Origin of the sequence: Bacteroides sp. D20 (assembly GCF_003436255.1) — a bacterium.
Classification (GTDB): Bacteria; Bacteroidota; Bacteroidia; order Bacteroidales; family Bacteroidaceae; genus Bacteroides; species Bacteroides uniformis.
This window is the reverse complement of record NZ_QSOO01000005.1, coordinates 99,376-121,763: the sequence shown is the minus strand read 5'-3', so window position 1 is coordinate 121,763 and position 22,388 is coordinate 99,376. Positions and strand designations below refer to the sequence as shown.

Here is a 22,388-nt window from a genome sequence, read left to right as displayed (position 1 = left end):
TTAAAATTGATAAACTTGTTCTATATAATCAATAAATGCCTTATTCAGCAGCTTCACACCGCCCGGCGTAGGATAATCGCCGCTGAAGTACCAGTCACCCGGATGCTTGGGGCAGGCCTCATGCAGCCCCTCGAGAGGCTGGTAGACAATCTGCACTTTGGCTTTCGTCCCTTTCGGAGTAAGAAGCTCCACCATCTTGGCAGAGATTTCCTCATCAGTGAAAGGAGCATAAATCTCCTTCACGTAATTCACCATCTGTTCTTTGGGCAGGCCTACCTGCTCCTTAGACTTGCGGTAGGCGGCGGCAATTACATCGCGCATCTCACGCTCCTTCAGCAGTTCCACAGCAGCCTTGAAGGCAATGAATTCACTCATCTTAGCCATATCGATGCCGTAGTAGTCGGGATAGCGTACCTGCGGTGAAGAGCTTACAATGACTATCTTCTTTGGCTCCAGACGGTCAAGGATGCCGATGATGCTCTGCTTCAGGGTGGTTCCACGCACTATCGAGTCGTCGATGATGACCAGATTATCCACTCCCGGGACAAGGCTTCCGTAAGTGATGTCGTACACATGGGCGGCAAGGTCGTTCCGGCTGTTTCCTTCGGCAATGAAGGTACGCAGCTTGATGTCCTTGATGGCTACCTTCTCGCTCCGTATGCGCCGCGACAAGATATGCTCCAGTTCGTCGTGGCTGGGACTATGCCCCAAGGCGGCAATCTGCTGCACCTTCTCCTCGTTGAGGTAGTCGTCCAATCCCTGCAACATACCGTAGAAGGCGACTTCTGCCGTATTGGGGATGAAGGAGAAGACGGTATGGTCCACATCGTTGTCGATGGCTTTCAATATGTTGGGTACAAGTTTCTCACCCAGCAGTTTACGTTCCCGGTAAATGTCCACATCACTGCCCCGACTGAAGTAGATGCGCTCGAAGGAACAAGGCTTCACCTCGCGCGGCTTGTTGATTTGCACGGTGCGCACCTTGCCGGCCTTGTTGATAAACATGGCTTGTCCGGGTTGCAGCTCCTTGATGGATTCGACAGGAACATTAAGGGCTGTCTGTATCACGGGACGTTCGCTGGCAAGCACCGCTATCTCGTCGTCCTGATACCAGAAGGCTGTACGGATGCCCCATGGGTCGCGTACGGCAAAAGTCTCTCCGCTGCCGGTAAGTCCGCACATCACGTATCCCCCGTCCCACTCCTTGCTCGAAGTGCGCAGCACGTTGGCAAGGTCGATGTGGTTTTCTATATAACGGGTGATGTCCATGCCTGCCAGCCCTTCCGCTTCGGCAAGGTTGAAGAGGCGCTCCACTTCGCGGTCGAGGCGATGTCCCAACTGCTCCAGCATGATGTAGGTATCGGCATATTTGCGCGGATGCTGGCCGATGGCGGTAATGCGTGCGAAGATTTCATCCACATTCGTCATGTTGAAGTTGCCGCAGAGGGCAAGATTCTTGGCACGCCAGTTGTTTCTCCGGAGGAACGGGTGCACGTACGAGATGCCGGACTTTCCGGTAGTGGAGTAACGCAGGTGTCCCATATAGACCTCCCCTGCAAAGGGCAGCACACGCTTGGCATATTCCGCATCGTGCAGCTGTTCCTTGGTCAAGTCCTTGAAGTTGCCCTGCACCGTACCGAAAATTTCGGTAATGGCGCCCGAACCGAGCGCACGTTCACGGAACATATATTCCTCACCGGGATTGGCTTCCAGTTTCACGCAGGCCAGTCCGGCACCTTCCTGCCCACGGTTGTGTTGTTTCTCCATCAGGAGATAGAGCTTGTTGAGTCCGTACATCCATGTTCCGTACTTCTCTTCATAGTACTCCAAAGGTTTCAGCAGGCGTATCATGGCGACGCCGCATTCATGCTTCAGTTGTTCCATCTATTTATTTACTATTTACCATTTACAATGTACAATTTTAAGTGTACAATTTTCTTTTCCTTATTATAGCATACAATTACCATTTACATTTACCCCTCCCAAGCGCAGCCCCATTGTACATTGTAAATGGTAAATTGTACATGTCCTCATTCTACAGTCACCGACTTAGCAAGGTTCCTCGGCTGGTCCACATCCATTCCCTTGCACACGGCAATGTGATAGGCAAGCAGTTGCAAAGGTACCGTAGTTATTAACGGATCAAGGCACTCCATTGTTTCGGGAAGCTCGATACAAGTGTCGGCTATTTTACTGATGACCGTATCTCCCTTTGTCACAATGGCGATAACCCTGCCTTTACGCGCCTTTATTTCCTGGATATTGCTCAGCACCTTTTCATAAAGCCCATTCCGGGTGGCAATGACCACTACCGGCATTTCGGTATCCACCAGAGCAATGGGGCCGTGCTTCATTTCGGCGGCAGGATAGCCTTCGGCATGGATATACGAAATCTCCTTCAACTTCAAGGCGCCTTCCAAGGCTACGGGATAACTGTATCCGCGTCCCAGATAGATAAAGTTGTGTGCATAGGTGAATATCTTGGAAAGTTCCGCTATGCGGTCGTTCAATTTCAAGACCTCTTCCATCTTGTCGGGAATATGCCCCAGCTCCTTGACAATTGCCAGGTATTGCCCTTCGTCCATCGTCTTTTTCTCTTTGGCAAGTGTCAGGGCCAGCATGGTAAGCACCGTTACCTGCCCCGTGAAGGCTTTGGTGGATGCCACCCCTATTTCCGGTCCCACGTGGATATAGGAACCCGTGTGCGTGGCACGGGGAATGCTGGAACCGACGGCATTGCAGATGCCGTATATAAATGCCCCACAGCTTTTGGCAAGCTCCACGGCGGCCAGCGTATCGGCCGTTTCTCCGCTTTGCGAGATGGCAATCACCACATCGTTGCTGTCAATCACCGGGTCGCGGTAACGGAACTCACTGGCATACTCCACCTCTACCGGAATACGGCAGAAGCTTTCAATCAAATGCTTGCCGATGAGGGCGGCATGCCATGACGTACCGCATGCCACGATGACGAAGCGTTTGGCCGCCAGCAGACGTTCCTTATAATCAATCACTGCAGAAAGAACCACGTTCGTACCCTCCACATTGATACGCCCGCGCATGCAGTCGTGAATGCAGCCGGGCTGTTCGAAGATTTCCTTCAGCATGAAGTGCGGATAACCGCCCTTCTCCAGCTGGCCGAGATTGAGCGCTACCGTCTTTACCTCGTGCGGACATTCCACATTCTTCAGGTTAACAACCTTCAGCTTCTCTCCCCGACGGATGAGGGCAATCTCTTCGTCTTCCAGATACACCACCTTATCCGTGTATTCCACAATCGGCGTGGCATCCGAAGCCAGGAAAAACTCTCCTTCACCGATGCCCACCACCAGCGGACTGCTCTTGCGTGCAGCGATTATCCCATCCGGATTGTCCTTGTCGAGCACCGCAATGGCATACGCCCCAATCACTTCCTGCAAGGCAAGTTGCACCGCCGTCAGCAGGTCAATATGGTTTGTCACCTGAATGTATTCAATGAGCTGTACCAGCACCTCGGTATCAGTGCTGCTTTTAAATACATAACCTTTGGCTTGAAGTTTTTCTTTAAGGACGGCGTAGTTTTCAATAATGCCGTTATGGATGAGGGCGAGGCGTTCGGAAGAGGAATAATGGGGATGGGCATTGACGGAACAAGGTTCTCCATGAGTGGCCCAACGTGTATGTGCAATACCAATGCTACCGGAAATATCTTTTTGAGCAACGAAAGTTTCAAGTTCCGAAACCTTACCTTTCGCTTTGTACACGTTCAACTGTCGGTTATCACTGATTAATGCTACCCCCGCACTATCATATCCACGGTACTCCAACCGCTTCAGACCCTTGATAAGAATGGGGTAGGCTTTCCTTTGACCTATATAGCCTACTATTCCACACATAATGTATCAGTATTTGATTTTGCGTTGCAAATATACATATTCTTAAGAACATAAAGTTAATCTTTCCACTATTTATTTATCAAAAGAATAGAAAAAAGTTGTTTTTACATCAAAAAGTTAAAGAAAGTATTATTTTAAAAGCAAAAGGCTCAATTTATAAATCCAAATCAAACCGTCTGATTTTGATTTAGGATTAAAAGAAAACAGAGGGTGTTTTCTATCAATTCATAACTTCATCTTCTATCGCAGGAATTTTGCAAGAAAGAAGGCAGGAACACATATTATCATTTTGCAATTAATACCATATATTTGCCGAACATTTTGAAACCACAAACAATATTATACAGCAATAAAGAAAGCTTATAATCATGAAACAAGAACTTTTTAACAACAAAACAAAAGCAGAGGATTACCAGCGACAGCCCAAACAGTTGGGCTTGTATGAGGCATCCCATGAGCACGATGCCTGCGGAGTAGGCATGCTGGTCAATATCCAGGGAGGAAAATCACATGAACTGGTAGAATCGGCATTGAAGGTACTGGAAAACATGCGCCACCGTGGAGCGGAAGGGGCGGACAACAAAACCGGAGACGGTGCCGGCATCATGCTGCAGATACCGCACGAATTCATTCTGTTGCAGGGCATTCCCGTTCCCGAGAAAGGAAAATACGGCACCGGCCTGCTTTTCCTTCCCAAAGACGGAAAAGACCAGGCTGTCATCTTGAGCGTCATTATCGAAGAGATTGAAAAGGAGGGATTGACCCTGATGCATCTGCGCAACGTGCCCACTTGCCCCGAAATATTGGGAGAAGCGGCTCTTGCCAACGAACCGGACATCAAGCAAATTTTCATCACCGGATTTACGGAAAGCGAAACCGCCGACCGCAAACTCTATATAATAAGGAAAAGGATAGAGAACAGAATACGCAAGTCGGACATCCCCACCCGCGAGGATTTCTACATCGTCTCGCTCTCTACGAAGAACATCGTCTACAAGGGCATGCTCTCTTCCTTGCAGTTGCGCAACTACTTCCCCGACCTCACCAACAGCTACTTCACCAGCGGACTGGCATTGGTGCACTCCCGTTTCAGCACCAACACTTTCCCCACCTGGGGACTGGCACAGCCTTTCCGCCTGCTGGCACACAACGGCGAAATCAATACCATCCGCGGCAACCGCGGCTGGATGGAAGCCCGTGAGAGTGTACTCTCCTCTCCCGCCCTGGGAGACATCCGGGAGATACGCCCCATCGTGCAACCGGGCATGAGCGACAGTGCCTCGCTGGACAATGTGCTCGAGTTTCTCATCATGTCGGGCCTGAGCCTGCCGCACGCCATGGCCATGCTCGTACCGGAATCCTTCAACGAAAAGAATCCCATCAGCGAAGATTTGAAAGCTTTCTATGAATACCACTCCATCCTGATGGAGCCGTGGGACGGACCGGCGGCACTGCTTTTCAGCGACGGGCGCTATGCAGGCGGCATGCTCGACAGGAACGGACTGCGCCCTGCACGCTACCTGATTACGCAGGGCGGCATGATGGTAGTGGCCAGCGAAGTCGGCGTGATGGATTTCGAGCCGGGAGACATCAAGGAAAAAGGACGCCTGCAACCGGGCAAGATACTGCTTATAGACACCGAGAAAGGCGAAATATATTATGACGGCGAACTGAAGAAACAACTTGCCGAAGCCAAACCATACCGCACTTGGCTGGCCGGCAACCGCATCGAGCTGGACGAACTGAAAAGCGGTCGCAAAGTCTCCCATAGCGTGGAGAACTACGACAGCATGCTGCGCATCTTCGGCTACTCCAAAGAAGACGTGGAACGGCTGATTGTCCCGATGTGTACCACCGGTGCCGAACCCATCAACTCCATGGGCAATGACACCCCGCTGGCAGTACTCTCGGACAAGCCGCAACTACTGTACAACTATTTCCGCCAGCAGTTTGCCCAAGTCACCAACCCTCCTATCGACCCGATACGCGAAGAACTGGTAATGTCGCTGACCGAATACATCGGAGCCGTAGGCATGAACATACTGACACCCAGCGAAAACCATTGCAAGATGGTGAGGTTGAACCATCCCATCCTGAACAACGCCCAACTGGATATTCTCTGCAACATCCGGTACAAAGGCTTCAAGACCGTGAAACTGCCCCTGCTCTTCGAAGTGGCAAAAGGGTGCCAGGGATTGCAGGAAGCATTGGCAACCCTCTGCAAGCAGGCGGAAGAATCCGTCAACGAAGGAGTGAACTACATCGTGCTTTCCGACCGCGACGTAGACGCCGCCCATGCCGCCATTCCGTCACTGCTTGCCGTGTCGGCGGTACACCACCATCTTATCTCCGTGGGCAAACGGGTGCAGACGGCACTGATTGTAGAAAGCGGCGAAATCCGCGAAGTGATGCACGCCGCACTGCTGCTGGGCTTCGGAGCCAGCGCACTGAATCCGTATATGGCTTTTGCCGTCATCGACAAACTGGTGAACGAAAAGGAAATACAGCTCGACTACGCCACTGCCGAAAAGAAATATATCAAGTCCGTCTGCAAAGGCTTGTTCAAGATTATGAGCAAGATGGGCATCAGCACCATCCGTTCTTACCGGGGCGCGAAAATTTTCGAGGCCGTAGGACTGAGCGAGGAGTTGAGCAATGCCTACTTTGGCGGACTGAGTTCACGCATCGGAGGCATACGCCTGGATGAAGTGGCACGCGACGCCATCGCCTTCCACAAGGAAGGGATGGAGGTTCTTAAAAAGAAGGGGGAAGCGGAGCTATTGCCGAACCGCGGACTGTATGCCTTCCGCAAGGATGGTGAGAAGCACGCCTGGAACCCGGAAACCATCAGCACACTGCAACTTGCCACACGCCTGGGAAGCTATAAGAAATTCAAGGAGTTCACTGCCATGGTAGACAGCAAGGAATCTCCCATCTTCCTGCGCGATTTCCTCGACTTCCGCCGCGCTCCTATCAGCATAGACCGGGTGGAACCGGTAGAGAACATCGTACAGCGCTTTGTCACCGGCGCCATGTCCTACGGCTCCATCAGCCGCGAAGCCCACGAAGCCATGGCTATTGCCATGAACAAGCTGCATGGCCGGAGCAATACGGGCGAAGGAGGCGAAGACCGGGCACGCTTCATGCCGCGCGAAGACGGCACCAGTCTGCGCAGCGCCATCAAGCAGGTGGCCTCAGGACGTTTCGGTGTCACCGCAGAATATCTGGTGAATGCGGACGAAATACAGATAAAGATTGCCCAAGGCGCCAAGCCGGGCGAAGGTGGGCAGCTGCCGGGCTTCAAAGTGGATGAAGTGATTGCCAAGACACGCCACTCCATTCCGGGCATCTCGCTGATTTCCCCCCCGCCCCACCACGACATTTACTCCATCGAAGACCTGGCACAGCTCATCTTCGACCTGAAGAACGTGAACCCACGGGCAAAAATCAGCGTGAAGCTGGTGGCAGAAAGCGGTGTGGGTACCATTGCCGCCGGTGTGGCAAAGGCAAAGGCCGATTTGATAGTCATCTCGGGTGCAGAGGGCGGTACGGGAGCCTCTCCTGCATCATCCATCCGCTATGCCGGCATCTCGCCCGAACTCGGTTTGAGCGAAACGCAGCAGACACTGGTGCTGAACGGCCTGCGCGGGCAAGTGATGTTGCAAGTGGACGGACAACTCAAAACCGGCCGTGACATCATACTGATGGCAATGCTCGGAGCCGAGGAATTCGGTTTCGCCACCAGTGCCCTGATTGTACTGGGTTGCGTAATGATGCGCAAATGTCACCAGAACACCTGCCCCGTAGGGGTGGCGACACAGAACGAAGAACTGCGCAAGCGCTTCCGCGGACGCAGCGAGTATCTGGTGAACTTCTTCACGTTCCTGGCGCAGGAAGTACGCGAATACCTGGCGGAAATCGGTGTGGAACGCCTGGATGACATCATTGGACGCACAGACCTTATCGTCCGCAAGCCGGATGACGGAATCAGGAAACATCAGTTGATAAGCTTCGACAAACTACTGGCACGCGTAGACAATGAAGCCGCCATCCGCCACGTCACCGACCAACAGCATGGCATCGACCATGTGAAAGATGTAGAGATGCTACATGCCGCCGCCGAAGCCGTAGAAAACCAGAAGGAAATCTCGCTGGAGTACACCATCGCCAATACCGACCGTGCCTGCGGCGCCATGCTCTCTGGTGTCATTGCCGCAAAATACGGAGAAAAAGGGCTGCCCGAACATACGCTGAACGTGAAGTTCAAAGGCTCCGCCGGGCAGAGTTTCGGGGCATTCCTTGTCCCGGGTGTCAACTTCAAGCTGGAAGGCGAGGCCAACGATTATCTGGGCAAAGGTCTGAGTGGCGGACGCATCGCCGTCCTGCCCCCGGTACGGAGCAACTTCGAGGCGGAGAAAAACACGATTGCAGGCAACACCCTGCTTTATGGCGCCACAAGCGGTGAAGTTTACATCAACGGCCGTGCAGGCGAGCGCTTTGCCGTCCGCAACTCCGGTGCCACAGCCGTAGTGGAGGGTGTAGGTGACCACTGCTGCGAGTATATGACCGGCGGGCGCGTGGTAGTACTCGGACAGACGGGACGCAACTTTGCCGCAGGCATGTCCGGCGGTGTGGCCTACGTATGGAACCGGGACGGCAACTTCGACTATTTCTGCAATATGGAAATGGTGGAGCTGAGCCTCATCGAAGAGGCCTCCTACCGCAAGGAACTGCACGAGCTCATCCGCCAGCACTACCTGTACACCGGTTCCAAACTGGCACGCACCATGCTCGATGACTGGCCACGCTATGCCGACCAGTTCATCCAGGTAGTCCCTATCGAATACAAAAAAGTGCTGCAAGAGGAGCAGATGCAGAAATTGCAACAGAAGATTGCAGAAATGCAACGCGATTATTGAATCGCGAATTAATAATGAAAGAATGAAAGACTGAGGAAATTCCCCTTTCATTCTTTAATTCTTTAACTTTTTAATTTGTTCATCATGGGAGATCCAAAAGCATTCCTCAATATCCCCCGCCAAGAGGCGGGTTACCGTCCGATACACGAACGTATCACAGACTTCAGCCAAGTGGAACAGACACTGAACAGCCACGACCGCAAACTCCAGGCCTCGCGCTGTATGGACTGCGGCGTACCCTTCTGCCACTGGGCATGTCCGCTGGGCAATAAAGACCCGGAATTCCAAGACGCGCTCTACCGGGGCAAATGGCGCGAAGCCTATCAAATACTGAACAGTACGAATGATTTTCCGGAATTTACGGGACGCATCTGCCCTGCACTTTGCGAGAAGTCGTGCGTACTGAAACTCTCGTGCAACGAACCGGTCACTATCCGCGAGAACGAAGCCGCCATTGCCGAGGCTGCTTTTCGCGAGGGCTACATCACCCCCCTCCAGCCCGAACGCAACGGAAAGAAAGTAGCCGTCATCGGCGCCGGCCCTGCCGGATTGAGCGTTGCCGTACGGCTGAACGCCAAAGGTTACGAAGTTACCCTATTCGACAGCAAACCGATGCCGGGAGGACTGCTGCGCTATGGTATCCCCAACTTCAAGCTGGACAAAGCCGTCATCGACCGCCGCATGAAAATCCTCGAGGCCGAAGGTATCTTGTTCAAGATGGGAGTCCATGTCGATGTGCAGAAACTGCCCGCCGGATTCGATGCCTACGCCATTTGTACCGGTACGCCCACCGCCCGCGACCTCTCCATTCCGGGCAGGGAGCTGAAAGGCATCTACTTTGCCCTCGACATGCTGGCACAGCAGAACCATATTCTGGATGGAGATACCTTCCCGAAAGACCAACTCGTCAACGCCCGCGGCAAACGGGTACTCGTCATCGGCGGCGGCGATACCGGGTCCGACTGCATAGGCACCAGCATCCGACAGGGAGCCGTCAGCGTAACCCAGATTGAAATCATGCCCCAACCGCCCATAGGACACAACCCAGATACTCCCTGGCCTCAATGGCCCGTCGTACTGAAAACCACCAGCAGCCACGAAGAAGGCTGTACCCGTCGATGGTCCCTCGCCTCTACCCGGTTCATCGGGAAGAATGGCAAGGTATGCGGTGTGGAAGTGGAAGAAGTGGAGTGGCTTCCGGCAACAGACGGTAACCGCCCTACCATGAAATCTACGGGTAAGAAAGAGGTCATCGAAGCCGATATGGTGCTTCTTGCCATGGGTTTCCTCAAGCCCGAGCAACCGAAGTTTGCAGAGAACGTATTCGTGGCAGGCGATGCCGCCCACGGCGCCAGCCTCGTAGTACGTGCCTTGGCCGACGGACGACGAGTGGCAACAGAAATAGATCGTTACCTCGAACCTCTAAAAGAAAACAAGAAATGATTTCCCTTTCTTTAATTTTTAACCTTTAATTTTTAATTCTCATGTGTGGAATAGCAGGAATCTTCAACATACAGTCTCAAACTCCTGAGTTGAGAAACAAAGCACTACGGATGGCGCAGAAAATCCGTCATCGCGGACCGGACTGGAGTGGTATCTACGTAGGCGGCTCCGCCATCCTCGCCCACGAACGCCTCTCCATTGTCGACCCGGAATCCGGTGGACAACCCTTGTATTCACCCGACCGCAAACAGGTGCTTGCCGTCAACGGCGAGATTTACAACCATCGCGACATCCGTGCCCGCTATGCCGGAAAATACGCCTTCCAGACAGGTTCCGACTGCGAAGTCATCCTTGCCCTTTACAAAGACAAAGGCATCCGCTTCCTCGAAGAGCTGAACGGCATCTTCGCCTTCGCCCTCTATGATGAAGAAACGGACGATTACCTCATCGCTCGCGACCCCATCGGCGTAATCCCCCTTTATATAGGACGCGACAAGGATGGACACATCTACTTCGGCAGTGAGCTGAAAGCCCTTGAGGGTTTCTGCGACGAGTACGAGCCTTTCCTTCCCGGCCACTACTACCGTGGGCGCGAGGGCAAGATGCACCGCTGGTACACCCGCGACTGGATGGACTATGCCGCTGTGAAGGACAACTACACTCCTGCCGCCGAACGTAATGCCGCGCCGGCTTCGATAGGCCGGACAGCCTACAGCACACAAGTCACGGCTGTGCACGACGCACTTGAAGCCGCCGTACAGCGCCAGTTGATGTCCGACGTCCCCTACGGTGTCCTGCTCAGTGGCGGACTCGATTCTTCCGTCATCTCTGCCATCGCCAAGAAATATGCCGCCAAACGCATCGAGACAGACAACAAGGCAGATGCCTGGTGGCCGCAGCTCCATTCCTTCGCCGTCGGCTTGAAGGGTGCTCCCGACTTGATTAAAGCCCGCGAAGTGGCCCGTCATATCGGTACCGTGCATCACGAGATAAACTATACCGTTCAGGAAGGCCTCGATGCTGTCCGCGACGTCATCTATTTCATTGAGACTTACGACATAACCACTGTCCGCGCCTCCACCCCCATGTATCTGCTGGCACGTGTCATCAAAAGCATGGGCATCAAGATGGTACTCAGCGGCGAAGGTGCAGACGAGGTGTTCGGCGGTTACCTTTACTTCCACAAGGCGCCCACACCGCAAGCCTTTCACGAAGAAACCGTGCGCAAGCTCTCCAAACTGCATCTGTACGACTGCCTCCGTGCCAACAAAAGCCTTGCAGCCTGGGGAGTGGAAGGACGTGTCCCCTTCCTCGACAAAGAATTCCTGGATGTTGCCATGCGCATCAATCCGGCAGTCAAGATGTGCCCCGGCAAGGAGATAGAAAAGAAAGTAGTCCGCGAAGCCTTTGCCGACATACTCCCCCAGAGCGTTGCCTGGCGGCAGAAAGAACAGTTCTCCGACGGTGTGGGCTACAGTTGGATTGATACGCTGAAAGCCGTCACTGCCGCTGCCGTCAGCGACGAACAGATGGCACATGCCGCCGAACGCTTCCCGATACATACCCCGCAAAATAAGGAAGAGTATTACTATCGCACCATCTTCGAAGAGCATTTCCCCAGTGAAAGCGCGGCCCGAAGCGTTCCCAGCGTGCCCAGTGTGGCATGCTCCACCGCCGAAGCGCTGGCATGGGACGCCTCTTTCCAAGGAAAGAACGACCCCAGCGGACGAGCAGTAGCGGGGGTACACGAAGAAGCATACAAGGATTAAAAAAAGAGCTGCCGACAGATTTCCTGCCAGCAGCTCTTCTCATTTTTTATTTATCAAATCCTATCGGACTAAAACATCATTGTCTGTCCACCAATCACACCTGCCACAGCACTCGCTACGGCAATAATAAGTTTCAAAATCACATTCCACGTTTTCTTCATAAAGATTATCCATTATCTGATTAATAATTCATAGCTACTGTTATCCCAGTGGATTCTCACCTTGGTCTCCATCCGAATCCGAGCCTCCTCCTTCCGAACCGGAGCCGCCATCTGTAGAAGTCTTCCCCTTAAGATAATCATCCAAACTCACCAAATCCAGCCTCTCTCCAGCGCGGGTAGCAGCCTTCGATATCTTCAGTTCCCTATTCGCCTGAAAACAGATACGGACGCTCTCCACACTCTTGGCTGTCACGTCATCAGCCTTTTCCTCACCTTTCGATTTGGCTGCCAGTATAAAAACACCCAGCCCGGCTATATTAACCGTCTTTCCTTCCAGCAACTGCTCTTTCAGCTTTTCCACAAAGTTCTGCATCGTACTCTTGATGTCACCGATAGACAGAGAAGAGCGGTCCTGCATCTTCTGTGCAATAAACGCCAAATCCACGCTTTGCCCCAATGTTACCAACTGCGGATAATACTTCTTGGGAGAGTTTTCAACCCTGGGGTCCGACGGTCTCTCCACCGTCCTAAAAATTACACTCATACTTTTTTTCTTTAGAGATTTAAATTCGTTTTCCTATTCACACGTTTCGTTGATCAACGATGCAAAGGTGAGGATTAAAAACTATGTAGCCAAAGAAAAAAGGTGCTTGGGAGTAGTTTTTCTGAGAAAAGTGCATATAGTTGAGATAGAATGTCACTATTTACTTCATATCCACCAATCCTTTTCCGTCAGATACGGATTACCAAACATATCCTCCATTCTTGCTGGAACTTTTGTCCATTGGGTATTGTCGGGGGCTTTCATCTTTTTTCTCGTACATGGAGTATTGGTGTAGTTTTTCCACTCAGCACCTTTAGGACCATCAGGACATGCTATCATCAAAAGCATTTGCTGGGTTTCCAACTGCTTCAAAGATCTGAATGCATGCTCATTATGTATGCCTACAATACGTTGCTGCCCGTCGTTGCTATCTTCAACACCTTCATGTTCAAACCATTGCTTTCGGAAAATGGTAGAAGCCATCGATTTACCTAAATCGTTGTTCCATCGTTCGATTATTTGAGTACGTTCCTCTGCGGTAAAGACCACATCTTCAACTTTTGTTTTTAACTTGATGCCGTTTGGCAAGCACTTCTTCAACTTATTGCCAGAAAATCCTTTAGGTCTGTAGTCGCAAAATGTTTCGTTGAACACATCGAATGAAAAGACTTCCTGCTTAGTAATTGACTTTGCTTTATCCACTAATTCATCTTTTATCCAAAGTCCATCACCATCAGCAAATTTTCTGTAGTAAGCTTCCGATTCCTCACATGTGAACGTAAACCTATACATATACGCTTTCAAGCTTTCCTCCTTTGACAGATGCAAGCCATACCCTTGCTGTGCTCCAGGACGTCTGAATGCCTGCAAACCAATAGGCTTGATACTTCCATTTAAGAATCCGTTCCCATCCAACATAGGGATTGGTTCATTATCGAATATCGGCAGAAAGACATATAGAACAGCCTCATGCTCCTTGCCATCATTATGATAGCAGTACCTGTCATGTTCGCTGTCGTAAGGACACATTGCAAAGAACAATGCCACCTCCAAACTACTTGTCAAATCCAGAACCGAGGTCTTTAAACCATAATGTTGCGCCAACCCTTCTTCATCTACAAGAAATCTATGTTTCCGGAAAAACTGCTCCACTACAGGGTGGGATGCCAATAAACGTCGGAACACCACAAGGCGCATCCTCTCCACGAACACTTCTACATCTGTCGGATTACCACGATAAAGCGAAGGCGAACAAGGAATATACTCTTCACCTTGACCGCGGAAGAGAAAATGCAAAGTTCCTACTTGAGGAATTAAACACTTCGTATCCCCTTTCCCTGTTAGTACAGCCTCAAAAGTTCCACCGCACTTCTGCTCGAGAATAGCTTTATTCGCAGGTGTATGCTCATACATTAAATCCCGCTTTACTATCTCGTTGTGGATAGTTTGTATTAGTTCTGATAAAATCATAATCCTGTTCTTAGAATTCCTGTCTCAGCTACATGATTTTTAGGATATGTAGTTCGCAAAAAACTTTTTGTCGTTCGTCGCGAATCCTCAATATTTTTTATAGTAACAGACTTTATTTATTGATTGCAATTTTCGACAAAGATATTTGATATCCTAATAATAATCAACTATTTAAGCATCATACCTTGATTTATCTGTCTTCTGAGGCCAGAACAAATAACTAATGAACTGCCAAACACCAATAAAAAACTGTTTCATATTAATTGATAATCGCCTCCTTGATGCAATCAACAATATAACGTACATCATCATCCGTCACATACGGACCAGCTGGCAAACAGAAACCAATCTTAAAGATTTCTTCCGACACACCACTCACGTATGCCACAGCATCAGCGTATACCGGTTGCTTATGCATCGGCTTCCACACAGGGCGACATTCAATCTTCTTCGAGAACATGAACATGCGAAGAGCCTCCACATTGGCGTTAGGCTGACAATCCGTAACAGCCGAATTTACCTCTTTAACCACACCGGCAGCACCACCTACGGCAGTTTTGATGACTTCCTTGTAAGCTTTCTCCTGACCTTGGATATAAATGTCCTCATCAAGAGTAGCTGCACAGAGCCAGAAGTTTGAGTCGTAACGAGAATCGGCAGGCTGTTCATGCAGATGTATACCTTTAACGTCTTTCAGCAGCTCCTTATATAGTTTTTGCACATGCTTGTGATGCGCAATATGATTATCGAGCACCTTCATCTGACCACGACCAACACCTGCACACACGTTACTCATACGGTAGTTGTAACCGATTTCCGTATGCTGATAATAAGAGTACGCATCGCGCGCCTGAGTAGCGTGCCACATAATATTGTTTGCATCCTCCTCGTTACGGCAAATCAACGCACCACCGCCCGAAGTCGTAATCATCTTGTTGCCGTTGAACGACAACACACCAAAACGACCGAACGTACCCAGCACCTGACCATTGAAGCGAGAACCCAGCCCTTCGGCGGCATCCTCAATCACAGGAATACCATACTTGTCTGCTATCGCCATAATGCGCTCACAGTCGTAAGGCATACCATAGAGTGCCACAGGAATTATTGCCTTCGGATACTTACCTATAGCCGCCTTGCGCTCAATGATAGCTTTTTCCAACAGCTCCGGATCCATATTCCAAGTTTCTCGCTCCGAGTCGATGAACACTGGCTTTGCACCAAGATAAGTAATAGGATGCGAAGAAGCACAGAAGGTGAACGACTGCACGCACACCTCATCCCCCGCCTTTACGCCACATGCAATCAATGCTAAGTGAACAGCAGCAGTACCGGCAGAGAGGCACACCACCTTTCGGGCAAGCTTTGAGCCATCAGAATTCGCATTTGCAAAATCAGCAAGATTCTGTTCAAATGCGTTAACATTTGGCCCCATCGGAACCACCCAATTGGTGTCAAATGCCTCTTTGACATATTTCTGTTCATAGCCTTCCTCACTCATACGAGCAAGGCAAAGGTATATTGTTTTTCTTTCTTCCGTAGACATAATATTTTGATTAGTTGTTTTCAATCAATTAGACTTCCTCACCGGCAAATTTCACTTTGAATCCAAGTAGCGTAGCAAAGATTATCTCAATATCCTTGATAAAGCTATAATGACGATAATAATAGCAGTTTAGGCGTACCTTATCTGGATAGATAACAGTATCATTATATTCTGTAGCAATTTCTTGCATCGGACGAACATCACCCTCTGCCTGACGTTTCGCTACAAATTCACTAATCATTTCGTCTTCCAGTCGATACTTCAACGTCGCCGGGCCAGTAATACCTGGGCGAAGTTTCAATACATCCTTATCATTGCCTGTCAGTTTATCGGCATACCCAGGCACATCAGGGCGTGGCCCCACGAAAGACATATTGCCAATCAGTACATCCCAAAGACCGGGAAGTTCATCCAACTTATAGTGACGAAGAGTTGCGCCAAAGGGAGTAATACGGCTATCGCCTGCCACAGAAACAGTAGAACCATTATGTTTGACAGTCATCGTACGAAACTTATGGCAATTGAACAGCTTACCATTTTTCCCCACGCGCTTCTGAACAAAGAGTACTGATCCTCCTGGCATCTTTACCTTTACCATTATTGCCACTACAAGTAATACCGGCCAAAAAAAAAGTAATCCCCAAAGCGCTACGATTCGGTCAAATAGCCATTTTAGTATCATTTTTCTTGTATTTATTCAAATTTTGAAACTTCGCCAGTAAGCACTCATCTGTAATATCTACATCTGCAATTCTTACATCAAGTTTTCTATCATGAATCTCCTGCTTATACGCATCAAAAAGTTTTTTACGTGTTCCAAACAGCTCTTCCAATGCATATTTAAGAGGTTCGGATATCTCAACGACGTAATATAGAGGCTACAATCTTACTGCCAAGATGAAACACATCTAATATAAGTTTCAGGAACCGAGATATGCCCATGTACTGTATCTAAAAATTTCTTTTCTCTCATAATTCAAAGATGTTTTTAACGATTTCAGAAAGTGAGTCTCGTGTTTCGAAGACGATAGAACTGACGTTCAAAGCAATCTTGTATAGCCTTGTTTTTTGGGAGAACAATGTATTACATTATCAACCTCCACCATATCCATTATATGTTGAATGACTTGTTCTTGCTTCCAATGCTGATAAACTGGTCTTTCTGTGAATCCACTTCAATTTCTTCAAAAGTAAACTAAGTATCTGTTCTTCCATGAGAGAGTGCACTACCTATGATATCAGCTATTTCAATATTCTTTTACATACTATTTCGCTAAATTTTCAAGACTTGTCATCTGAACACTTTATATGCAATCTTTTTCACCCATGCAGGACTTACCAGCACGATGAACATCATATAACCGAAGACTGTTGCTCCAAAGCCATAACCCAGAGTCTTGTTGATCTTCTTGCGATCTTTGAGTTGCTTCTTGGCAAAAGCCCAACCATTGCGTCTCTTCTTGAAGAGAGCATTGGTGAAGCGGAAGCGAAGAACAACATCTGGAATGTTAGCATGCTTCGTTCCCTTGCTCATACCATCCACCCAAAGCATCGTGTCTTGATTTTGGCGATACTCTGGACGATACTTGCATCCAGCCTTATCGAAGAAACTCTTGCGGAACAGAACCGCCGGATGCGCATGAGGATTTCTACGAGCAAAGAACTCATAGCACTCCTTCGAACCTTCAGGATAGACAATCATCTTACCACGGCTCTCGCTATTCTCGTCAATCTCCTCAATAGCCCCTCCCACTACATCTATCTCAGGATGAGCCAATAAGTATGCCATCTGTTTCTTTAAACGCTCAGGCATTGAAATGTCATCCGCATCCATACGAGCGATATATTTATAGCCTTCCTTGAAGCAGATGTCAAGTAGGTCGTTCAGCACAATAGCCAAGCCTCTGTTCTTGGAGAACCACTGTACGGATACATTGTCCTTGGTTTCATAGTCTTTTAAACAAGAAACCAGTTCTTCTCCCACAGGCCCATCTACTCCAATGATAAGTTTGAAATCCCCCTTGTAAGTCTGATTTAAGATACTATTAAGAGACAAGCGTACATGAGGCGCTTTATCGTTCTTGTATACTGGTAATATTACCGCTATTTTTTCCATTATTGAAGTATTTGATTCGTTCAACTCATTTATGCTGAGTTAATCGAAATATATTCGCCTTAATCCAAGTTCACGATATATAATCCACGGTGACCTTCGAAAATTGAATCAAAGCAAACCGCCTTACCATCTTGCCGCCAACGTGGATGAAGGTCACAACGAGTATCATTGTCATACTTGAAAGGCGCAAACACACGAGCAATCACCTTCATATCCTTTGCGTCAGAATCGGTATCTCTGAGCAACTTGATATCAGCTACACGTGCACGATTAGGATATGAGTCCGTCACCACCAAACTGCTATCCGTAGGACAGTAACTTGGATGACCGTCGTTGCTCAACTGCCCCCACAGGTGCTGCCACTCTTGAGTCTTGTCTTTCATTAGATAATATCCAGGACCCCACTCCTTCTTACGTTCGAAGGCGATGATTTCCTCATCATTCTTCCAATAACAGTGACTCACCATATCATCGTCAGACAGCACGTACATACCCGTACCATCCACATTGCAGGTCACCAGACGAGTGTACTTTCTCTGACCGCAGAACCAACGGTACAACACCATAAAGCGCTTGCCGTTAGGTGACAGCATCAGGTGGTTCACCTTATGTACGCTTCCTTTCTCCAACATTTCTGGTCGAAGTTGGAAGTTGGCAAAGTCGGTATATTTCAACAATTCTGTTACCTCACCAGTTTCAATATCCATTTTCCATATAGCAATAGTATCAGGAAGCGCTACCCCCTTTGTTACCTCAGGAAGTTCTGCATAGCCATAACCCAAGCGAAGCGAATGTAGGCGAGAAAAATCCAAACTCAAGGCTGTCTTACCATCAACTGAAACTGTATAGCAAGGCATTGGCAATACACGCTCCTCCATGGTATCAATGTTCAAGATTACTGAACAGTACTTACCATCACGCATATCATTATACAGAATGCGACTTTTGAAATCAGGTCCCAACCACTGAGCCATACAACCTTGCTGAACATTCCATGTGTGAGTAGTCGCAATCCTCTTACAATACCTTTCATTGTTAGAATCAAAATTCAGGTTGAGTAAACAAATATCTGCTTTTCCAATTGGATCAGGATTAGACCAAGTATCTTTAGCCCTCATGCAAATCATATAACGCATACTTGCATCCCAAGGCGACTTATCGTAATAACCAAAGAAATACTCATGATTAGGGTCGTTAGGCGATACACGTACAATATTTCCCTCCGACTTAATTTTCGAGCTCACAGCGTAGCACCCCAACTGGTATACACGCTTGATATATTTCTTCACAGCTGGATACTTGTTCAACTGATAGTTGATTTTCTGTTCTATCCCCATTTCTACAACAATATATAATATATAGAAAACTAACTCTTTTTTATGTCTCTGATTATCTCAATAATTCTTATGGGTAAAAGTCCTTTAATATATCTTTTGGTACACCATTTGTAATAAAGCAAAAGATATTTCCCTCCCACTACATTGCGTTTTTTTAAAATTATAGAATAATCTCTACAAGCTTTCATCAATCCAAGATTTGAAGCACCTCCATCACTCATATTTGTGATAATTCTATTCGGAAAAATAAAATTCACGTCATTCTCTACAAACCTTAAGATCAAATCAGTGTCTGCCATTATTCGTATTGAGATGTCAAACAACCCTATTTTTTCATATAAGGACTTTGGAACAAATGTTGCAGGATGTCTAATACCACCCATCTCATATACTTTCGCCATTGATTTCATCAATTTCTCATCTGTTTTAAGAACCTGAATGGCACCATTGTCATAATAAAAGTTCATCCAACCACAACAAATAGACATGTACTTGCTATCATTATTACGATAACAATCCTCCACAAGACATAAAGCATCTGGTTCTAACCAGTCGTCACTATTCACAATACCTATGATTGTACCAGAGGATTGCATGATACCCTTGTTCATGGCATCATATATTCCTCTATCAGGCTCGCTTTTCCATTTCATACGACCTTCAAACAGAGGTTCATATTTCTTGACTATATCAAGAGTTAAGTCCTTCGATCCTCCATCTACAATGATATATTCATAGTCTTTAAAAGTTTGCACCAATACCGACTTTATTGTACGTTCAATAGTTCTTTCGCTATTAAAGCAAATTGTTATTATCGAAAAAAGCATTCAAAAAAAATTATTGGAAATTCAAATTTTATTCATTTGGGGTATATTAATTCCCAAAAAAACATATACGGAACAACATTGTAAAATTCCTTAGATGTATCATAATAAAAAAAAGCTATAAACGATATTGTTATACATAGATATATTAGTGATTTGAATTTTGTACGTTTGAAGATTATCGGTATATATAGTGGTAAGAAAACGCTAAAATAAAAAGCAATACGAGTTATTGAATCTCCACCTATCAAACCTAAACTCTGAAATAAAAAAGAACAATATGCCATCCACCTTATAAAATTTTCTATTTGAAGCTCAACGTTATTTTTGTAAACCTCATTTTTAACAGAAAAATCGTTAGACTTAATAAATAGTGGCAATAGATATATAAATAAATATAAAATTATAAGATTAATAGCGCTTCCTCCATTCATGTACATAAGGTATTTTTCTCTAAATAATAATGGTACGATAAACGAAAATATTGCACCATAGAAAGGTAACAAAAGAAGCGTAATACCTAATAAACTAATTGTGAGTTTATTCGTATGCCTTATATTCCATAAAGGCCACACAAAAAAGTAAATAATAGCTGAAGAATGAAGAGAAAAAGCTAAAAATACACTAACTAAAAAATATTTAATTTTTCTCTCTACAATAAATTTAAATGAAAATAGTGTTATTGAAAATGCTATAGTTTGTCTTAAGCCTGTAAAGCTAAACACATAAAGGCCAAAACACACGAAAATGATTATTGACAAATAAACATTAACAGAGAAACGATAATATATATAACCAATCAAAGAAAAAATAAATAACGACGTTACAGCCAAAAATATCTGAGGATTATCAGATATAAAAGATATCAATTTATTAAAAACAACATAACCTTGTTCAAAACTATTTATTTTTTCAGTGAATATTGCGTTTAATGGTATTTCACTTATTAATGTAAATTTCTGATAGTAACCATAACCATTACCCCATACATCTGTACCACAAGTTGGAGATCTTAAGGACTGTACTAAAACAGGTCCAAGACATAATAATATAATTTTTGAGACTTTCTTCTCGTTGCTAACGAACGAACCAACTAAAATAAGATATAGAAACAGAAAAAAAAATATATCAAAACTCATATTACTGATTCGTTTTATATAAAGAATTATATATACTTAAATAGTTACTTAGCATTGTAGAATTTGCATATACCTTTTTTGCTTCATGTTCAATATCTGTTTTTTGTATATTAGCAGTAATAATTTTACAGATTGATGCTTTTATTGCTTTTAAATCACCATACTCAACGAAGGCACTGAACTTCTCTATTGCTATACTCTCTGGCCCTCCTGCCAGAAATCCAACAACTGGCGTTCCACAACAAAGAGACTCTGCTGTTACCATAGAATAAGTTTCTCTTTTTGACAACATCAAAGTAACATTAGCAACACTGTACAAAGAAGCTAATTCTTCTCGGCTTTTTGCAGCTCCCCATAAATGAATATTATTTGGTAATTTGCCTTCTTCTACTTGATTATTCAAGCAAACCACAACAAAACGAATGTCAGGCATCATTTTTGCTAGTTGAACAATCATCCACCCTCCCTTAAGATCTTTCCTATCTAGAGAAAATGATGACGTTACATGCAAGATTGTTGTATCATAATCACCTTCAAAATGTAATTTTCTTGTCGGGCTGTATTTGAATATATCTGTATCAACGCCATTATTAACTACAACACAATTTAGTCTTTTTGCAATAATTGATAGTTTTATTCTGCTTTTCACCCAAGGAGATACTGCAACATTTATACATTTGTCTTCTTGAAAAGAATCAAATGCTTTCTTCATTTTTAACCAAGATATATGGGATCTATCTATTATCTTAGTACCTGTGGCTTCCTCCAAATTATTACAATCAAAACATCCATTAGGTTTCTGCCATTTATTACAGTTGTATGCATGAGGGCAATTGCCCGTATAAAGAAACTCCGCATGATGCGTAATAACTGTTTTGATGCCATTCGAACCAAGATAATACAACAGTCTATATATATTTATACAATAACAATTAATGCAATGAATATGTACTATATCCGGTTTCTGCTCTTCAATCGCTTTTATTACACGATAAGTTGATATAAAATTACCTCCATATCTTAATATTCCACAATACTTAACAAAAAAATGATGAATATGAGCTTCTATTTCATAACAGAATTTTCTTACATTATCGCTTTGGGAGGATGCTCCTCTACCATAGTAAACTAAATCGTGATACCCTTTTGATAACAATTCGTTATGTAAATCAAATACAATTTTACCTGTACTTCCCCTTTTATACATACAGTTAACTTGTATTACTTTCATACTATCATTTATTA

The 22,388-nt window shown here is 46.5% G+C and carries 16 protein-coding genes; 3 read left to right on the top strand and 13 right to left on the bottom strand.

Annotated features, from left to right (window positions below):
• A complete protein-coding gene (locus DXD78_RS07045; RefSeq protein WP_057256483.1) occupies window positions 1-1,884 on the bottom strand; it encodes an amidophosphoribosyltransferase in 1,884 nt (627 codons plus the stop codon).
• Window positions 1,885-2,030: 146 nt separating this feature from the next.
• Complete coding sequence (gene glmS, locus DXD78_RS07040) at window positions 2,031-3,875, bottom strand: glutamine--fructose-6-phosphate transaminase (isomerizing) (protein WP_057256482.1); 1,845 nt, start codon at window positions 3,873-3,875, stop codon at window positions 2,031-2,033.
• A gap of 365 nt (window positions 3,876-4,240) precedes the next feature.
• Here glmS and gltB point away from each other — a divergent pair, with 365 nt between their 5' ends.
• The 3 genes from gltB to asnB all read left to right on the top strand — a co-directional run bounded on the left by gltB (window position 4,241) and on the right by asnB (window position 12,006).
• Window positions 4,241-8,794, top strand: coding sequence for a glutamate synthase large subunit (gltB, locus tag DXD78_RS07035; protein ID WP_370448310.1), 4,554 nt, complete (start codon window positions 4,241-4,243; stop codon window positions 8,792-8,794).
• Window positions 8,795-8,878: 84 nt separating this feature from the next.
• Window positions 8,879-10,237: a glutamate synthase subunit beta gene (locus tag DXD78_RS07030; RefSeq protein WP_035449289.1), complete on the top strand. Its 1,359-nt coding sequence runs from the start codon at window positions 8,879-8,881 to the stop codon at window positions 10,235-10,237.
• A gap of 41 nt (window positions 10,238-10,278) precedes the next feature.
• Window positions 10,279-12,006 (top strand): asparagine synthase B, encoded by a 1,728-nt coding sequence (asnB, locus tag DXD78_RS07025; RefSeq protein ID WP_057256479.1) that lies wholly within the window; start codon window positions 10,279-10,281, stop codon window positions 12,004-12,006.
• A 68-nt stretch (window positions 12,007-12,074) separates the two neighbouring features.
• On the opposite strand, the gene DXD78_RS21040 is transcribed toward asnB, so the two are convergent.
• From DXD78_RS21040 to DXD78_RS06980, 11 genes are all read right to left on the bottom strand, one after another.
• Window positions 12,075-12,167, bottom strand: coding sequence for a smalltalk protein (locus tag DXD78_RS21040; protein WP_005837261.1), 93 nt, complete (start codon window positions 12,165-12,167; stop codon window positions 12,075-12,077).
• 40 nt (window positions 12,168-12,207) lie between these two features.
• Entirely contained in the window at window positions 12,208-12,711 is a 504-nt protein-coding gene (locus DXD78_RS07020; protein ID WP_005827604.1) for an HU family DNA-binding protein, read from the bottom strand.
• Between the two features lie 165 nt (window positions 12,712-12,876).
• Entirely contained in the window at window positions 12,877-14,181 is a 1,305-nt protein-coding gene (locus tag DXD78_RS07015) for an FRG domain-containing protein (protein ID WP_117652666.1), read from the bottom strand.
• A gap of 259 nt (window positions 14,182-14,440) precedes the next feature.
• On the bottom strand, window positions 14,441-15,727 hold the full coding sequence (locus tag DXD78_RS07010; protein WP_117652665.1) for a DegT/DnrJ/EryC1/StrS aminotransferase family protein: 1,287 nt from the start codon (window positions 15,725-15,727) through the stop codon (window positions 14,441-14,443).
• A 28-nt stretch (window positions 15,728-15,755) separates the two neighbouring features.
• Window positions 15,756-16,409 carry a sugar transferase gene (locus tag DXD78_RS07005; RefSeq protein WP_117652664.1) on the bottom strand — a complete coding sequence of 218 codons (654 nt, stop codon included), beginning with the start codon at window positions 16,407-16,409 and terminating at the stop codon, window positions 15,756-15,758.
• The gene (locus DXD78_RS21035) at window positions 16,387-16,560 is read right to left on the bottom strand and encodes a hypothetical protein (RefSeq protein WP_155270087.1); all 174 of its coding nucleotides are present in this window, start codon (window positions 16,558-16,560) and stop codon (window positions 16,387-16,389) included. Before DXD78_RS21035 ends, DXD78_RS07005 begins: the two co-directional genes overlap by 23 nt.
• 458 nt (window positions 16,561-17,018) lie before the next feature.
• Window positions 17,019-17,843 carry a glycosyltransferase gene (locus DXD78_RS07000; protein ID WP_035448634.1) on the bottom strand — a complete coding sequence of 275 codons (825 nt, stop codon included), beginning with the start codon at window positions 17,841-17,843 and terminating at the stop codon, window positions 17,019-17,021.
• Between the two features lie 59 nt (window positions 17,844-17,902).
• Window positions 17,903-18,817, bottom strand: a complete 915-nt coding sequence (locus DXD78_RS06995; protein WP_227212643.1) for a hypothetical protein — start codon at window positions 18,815-18,817, stop codon at window positions 17,903-17,905.
• A gap of 392 nt (window positions 18,818-19,209) precedes the next feature.
• Window positions 19,210-20,007, bottom strand: coding sequence for a glycosyltransferase family 2 protein (locus tag DXD78_RS06990; protein ID WP_035448638.1), 798 nt, complete (start codon window positions 20,005-20,007; stop codon window positions 19,210-19,212).
• A gap of 32 nt (window positions 20,008-20,039) precedes the next feature.
• Window positions 20,040-21,143: an EpsG family protein gene (locus tag DXD78_RS06985; RefSeq protein ID WP_035448640.1), complete on the bottom strand. Its 1,104-nt coding sequence runs from the start codon at window positions 21,141-21,143 to the stop codon at window positions 20,040-20,042.
• Window position 21,144: 1 nt separating this feature from the next.
• Window positions 21,145-22,374 carry a glycosyltransferase gene (locus tag DXD78_RS06980; protein WP_035448642.1) on the bottom strand — a complete coding sequence of 410 codons (1,230 nt, stop codon included), beginning with the start codon at window positions 22,372-22,374 and terminating at the stop codon, window positions 21,145-21,147.
• Between the last annotated feature and the right edge of the window lie 14 nt (window positions 22,375-22,388).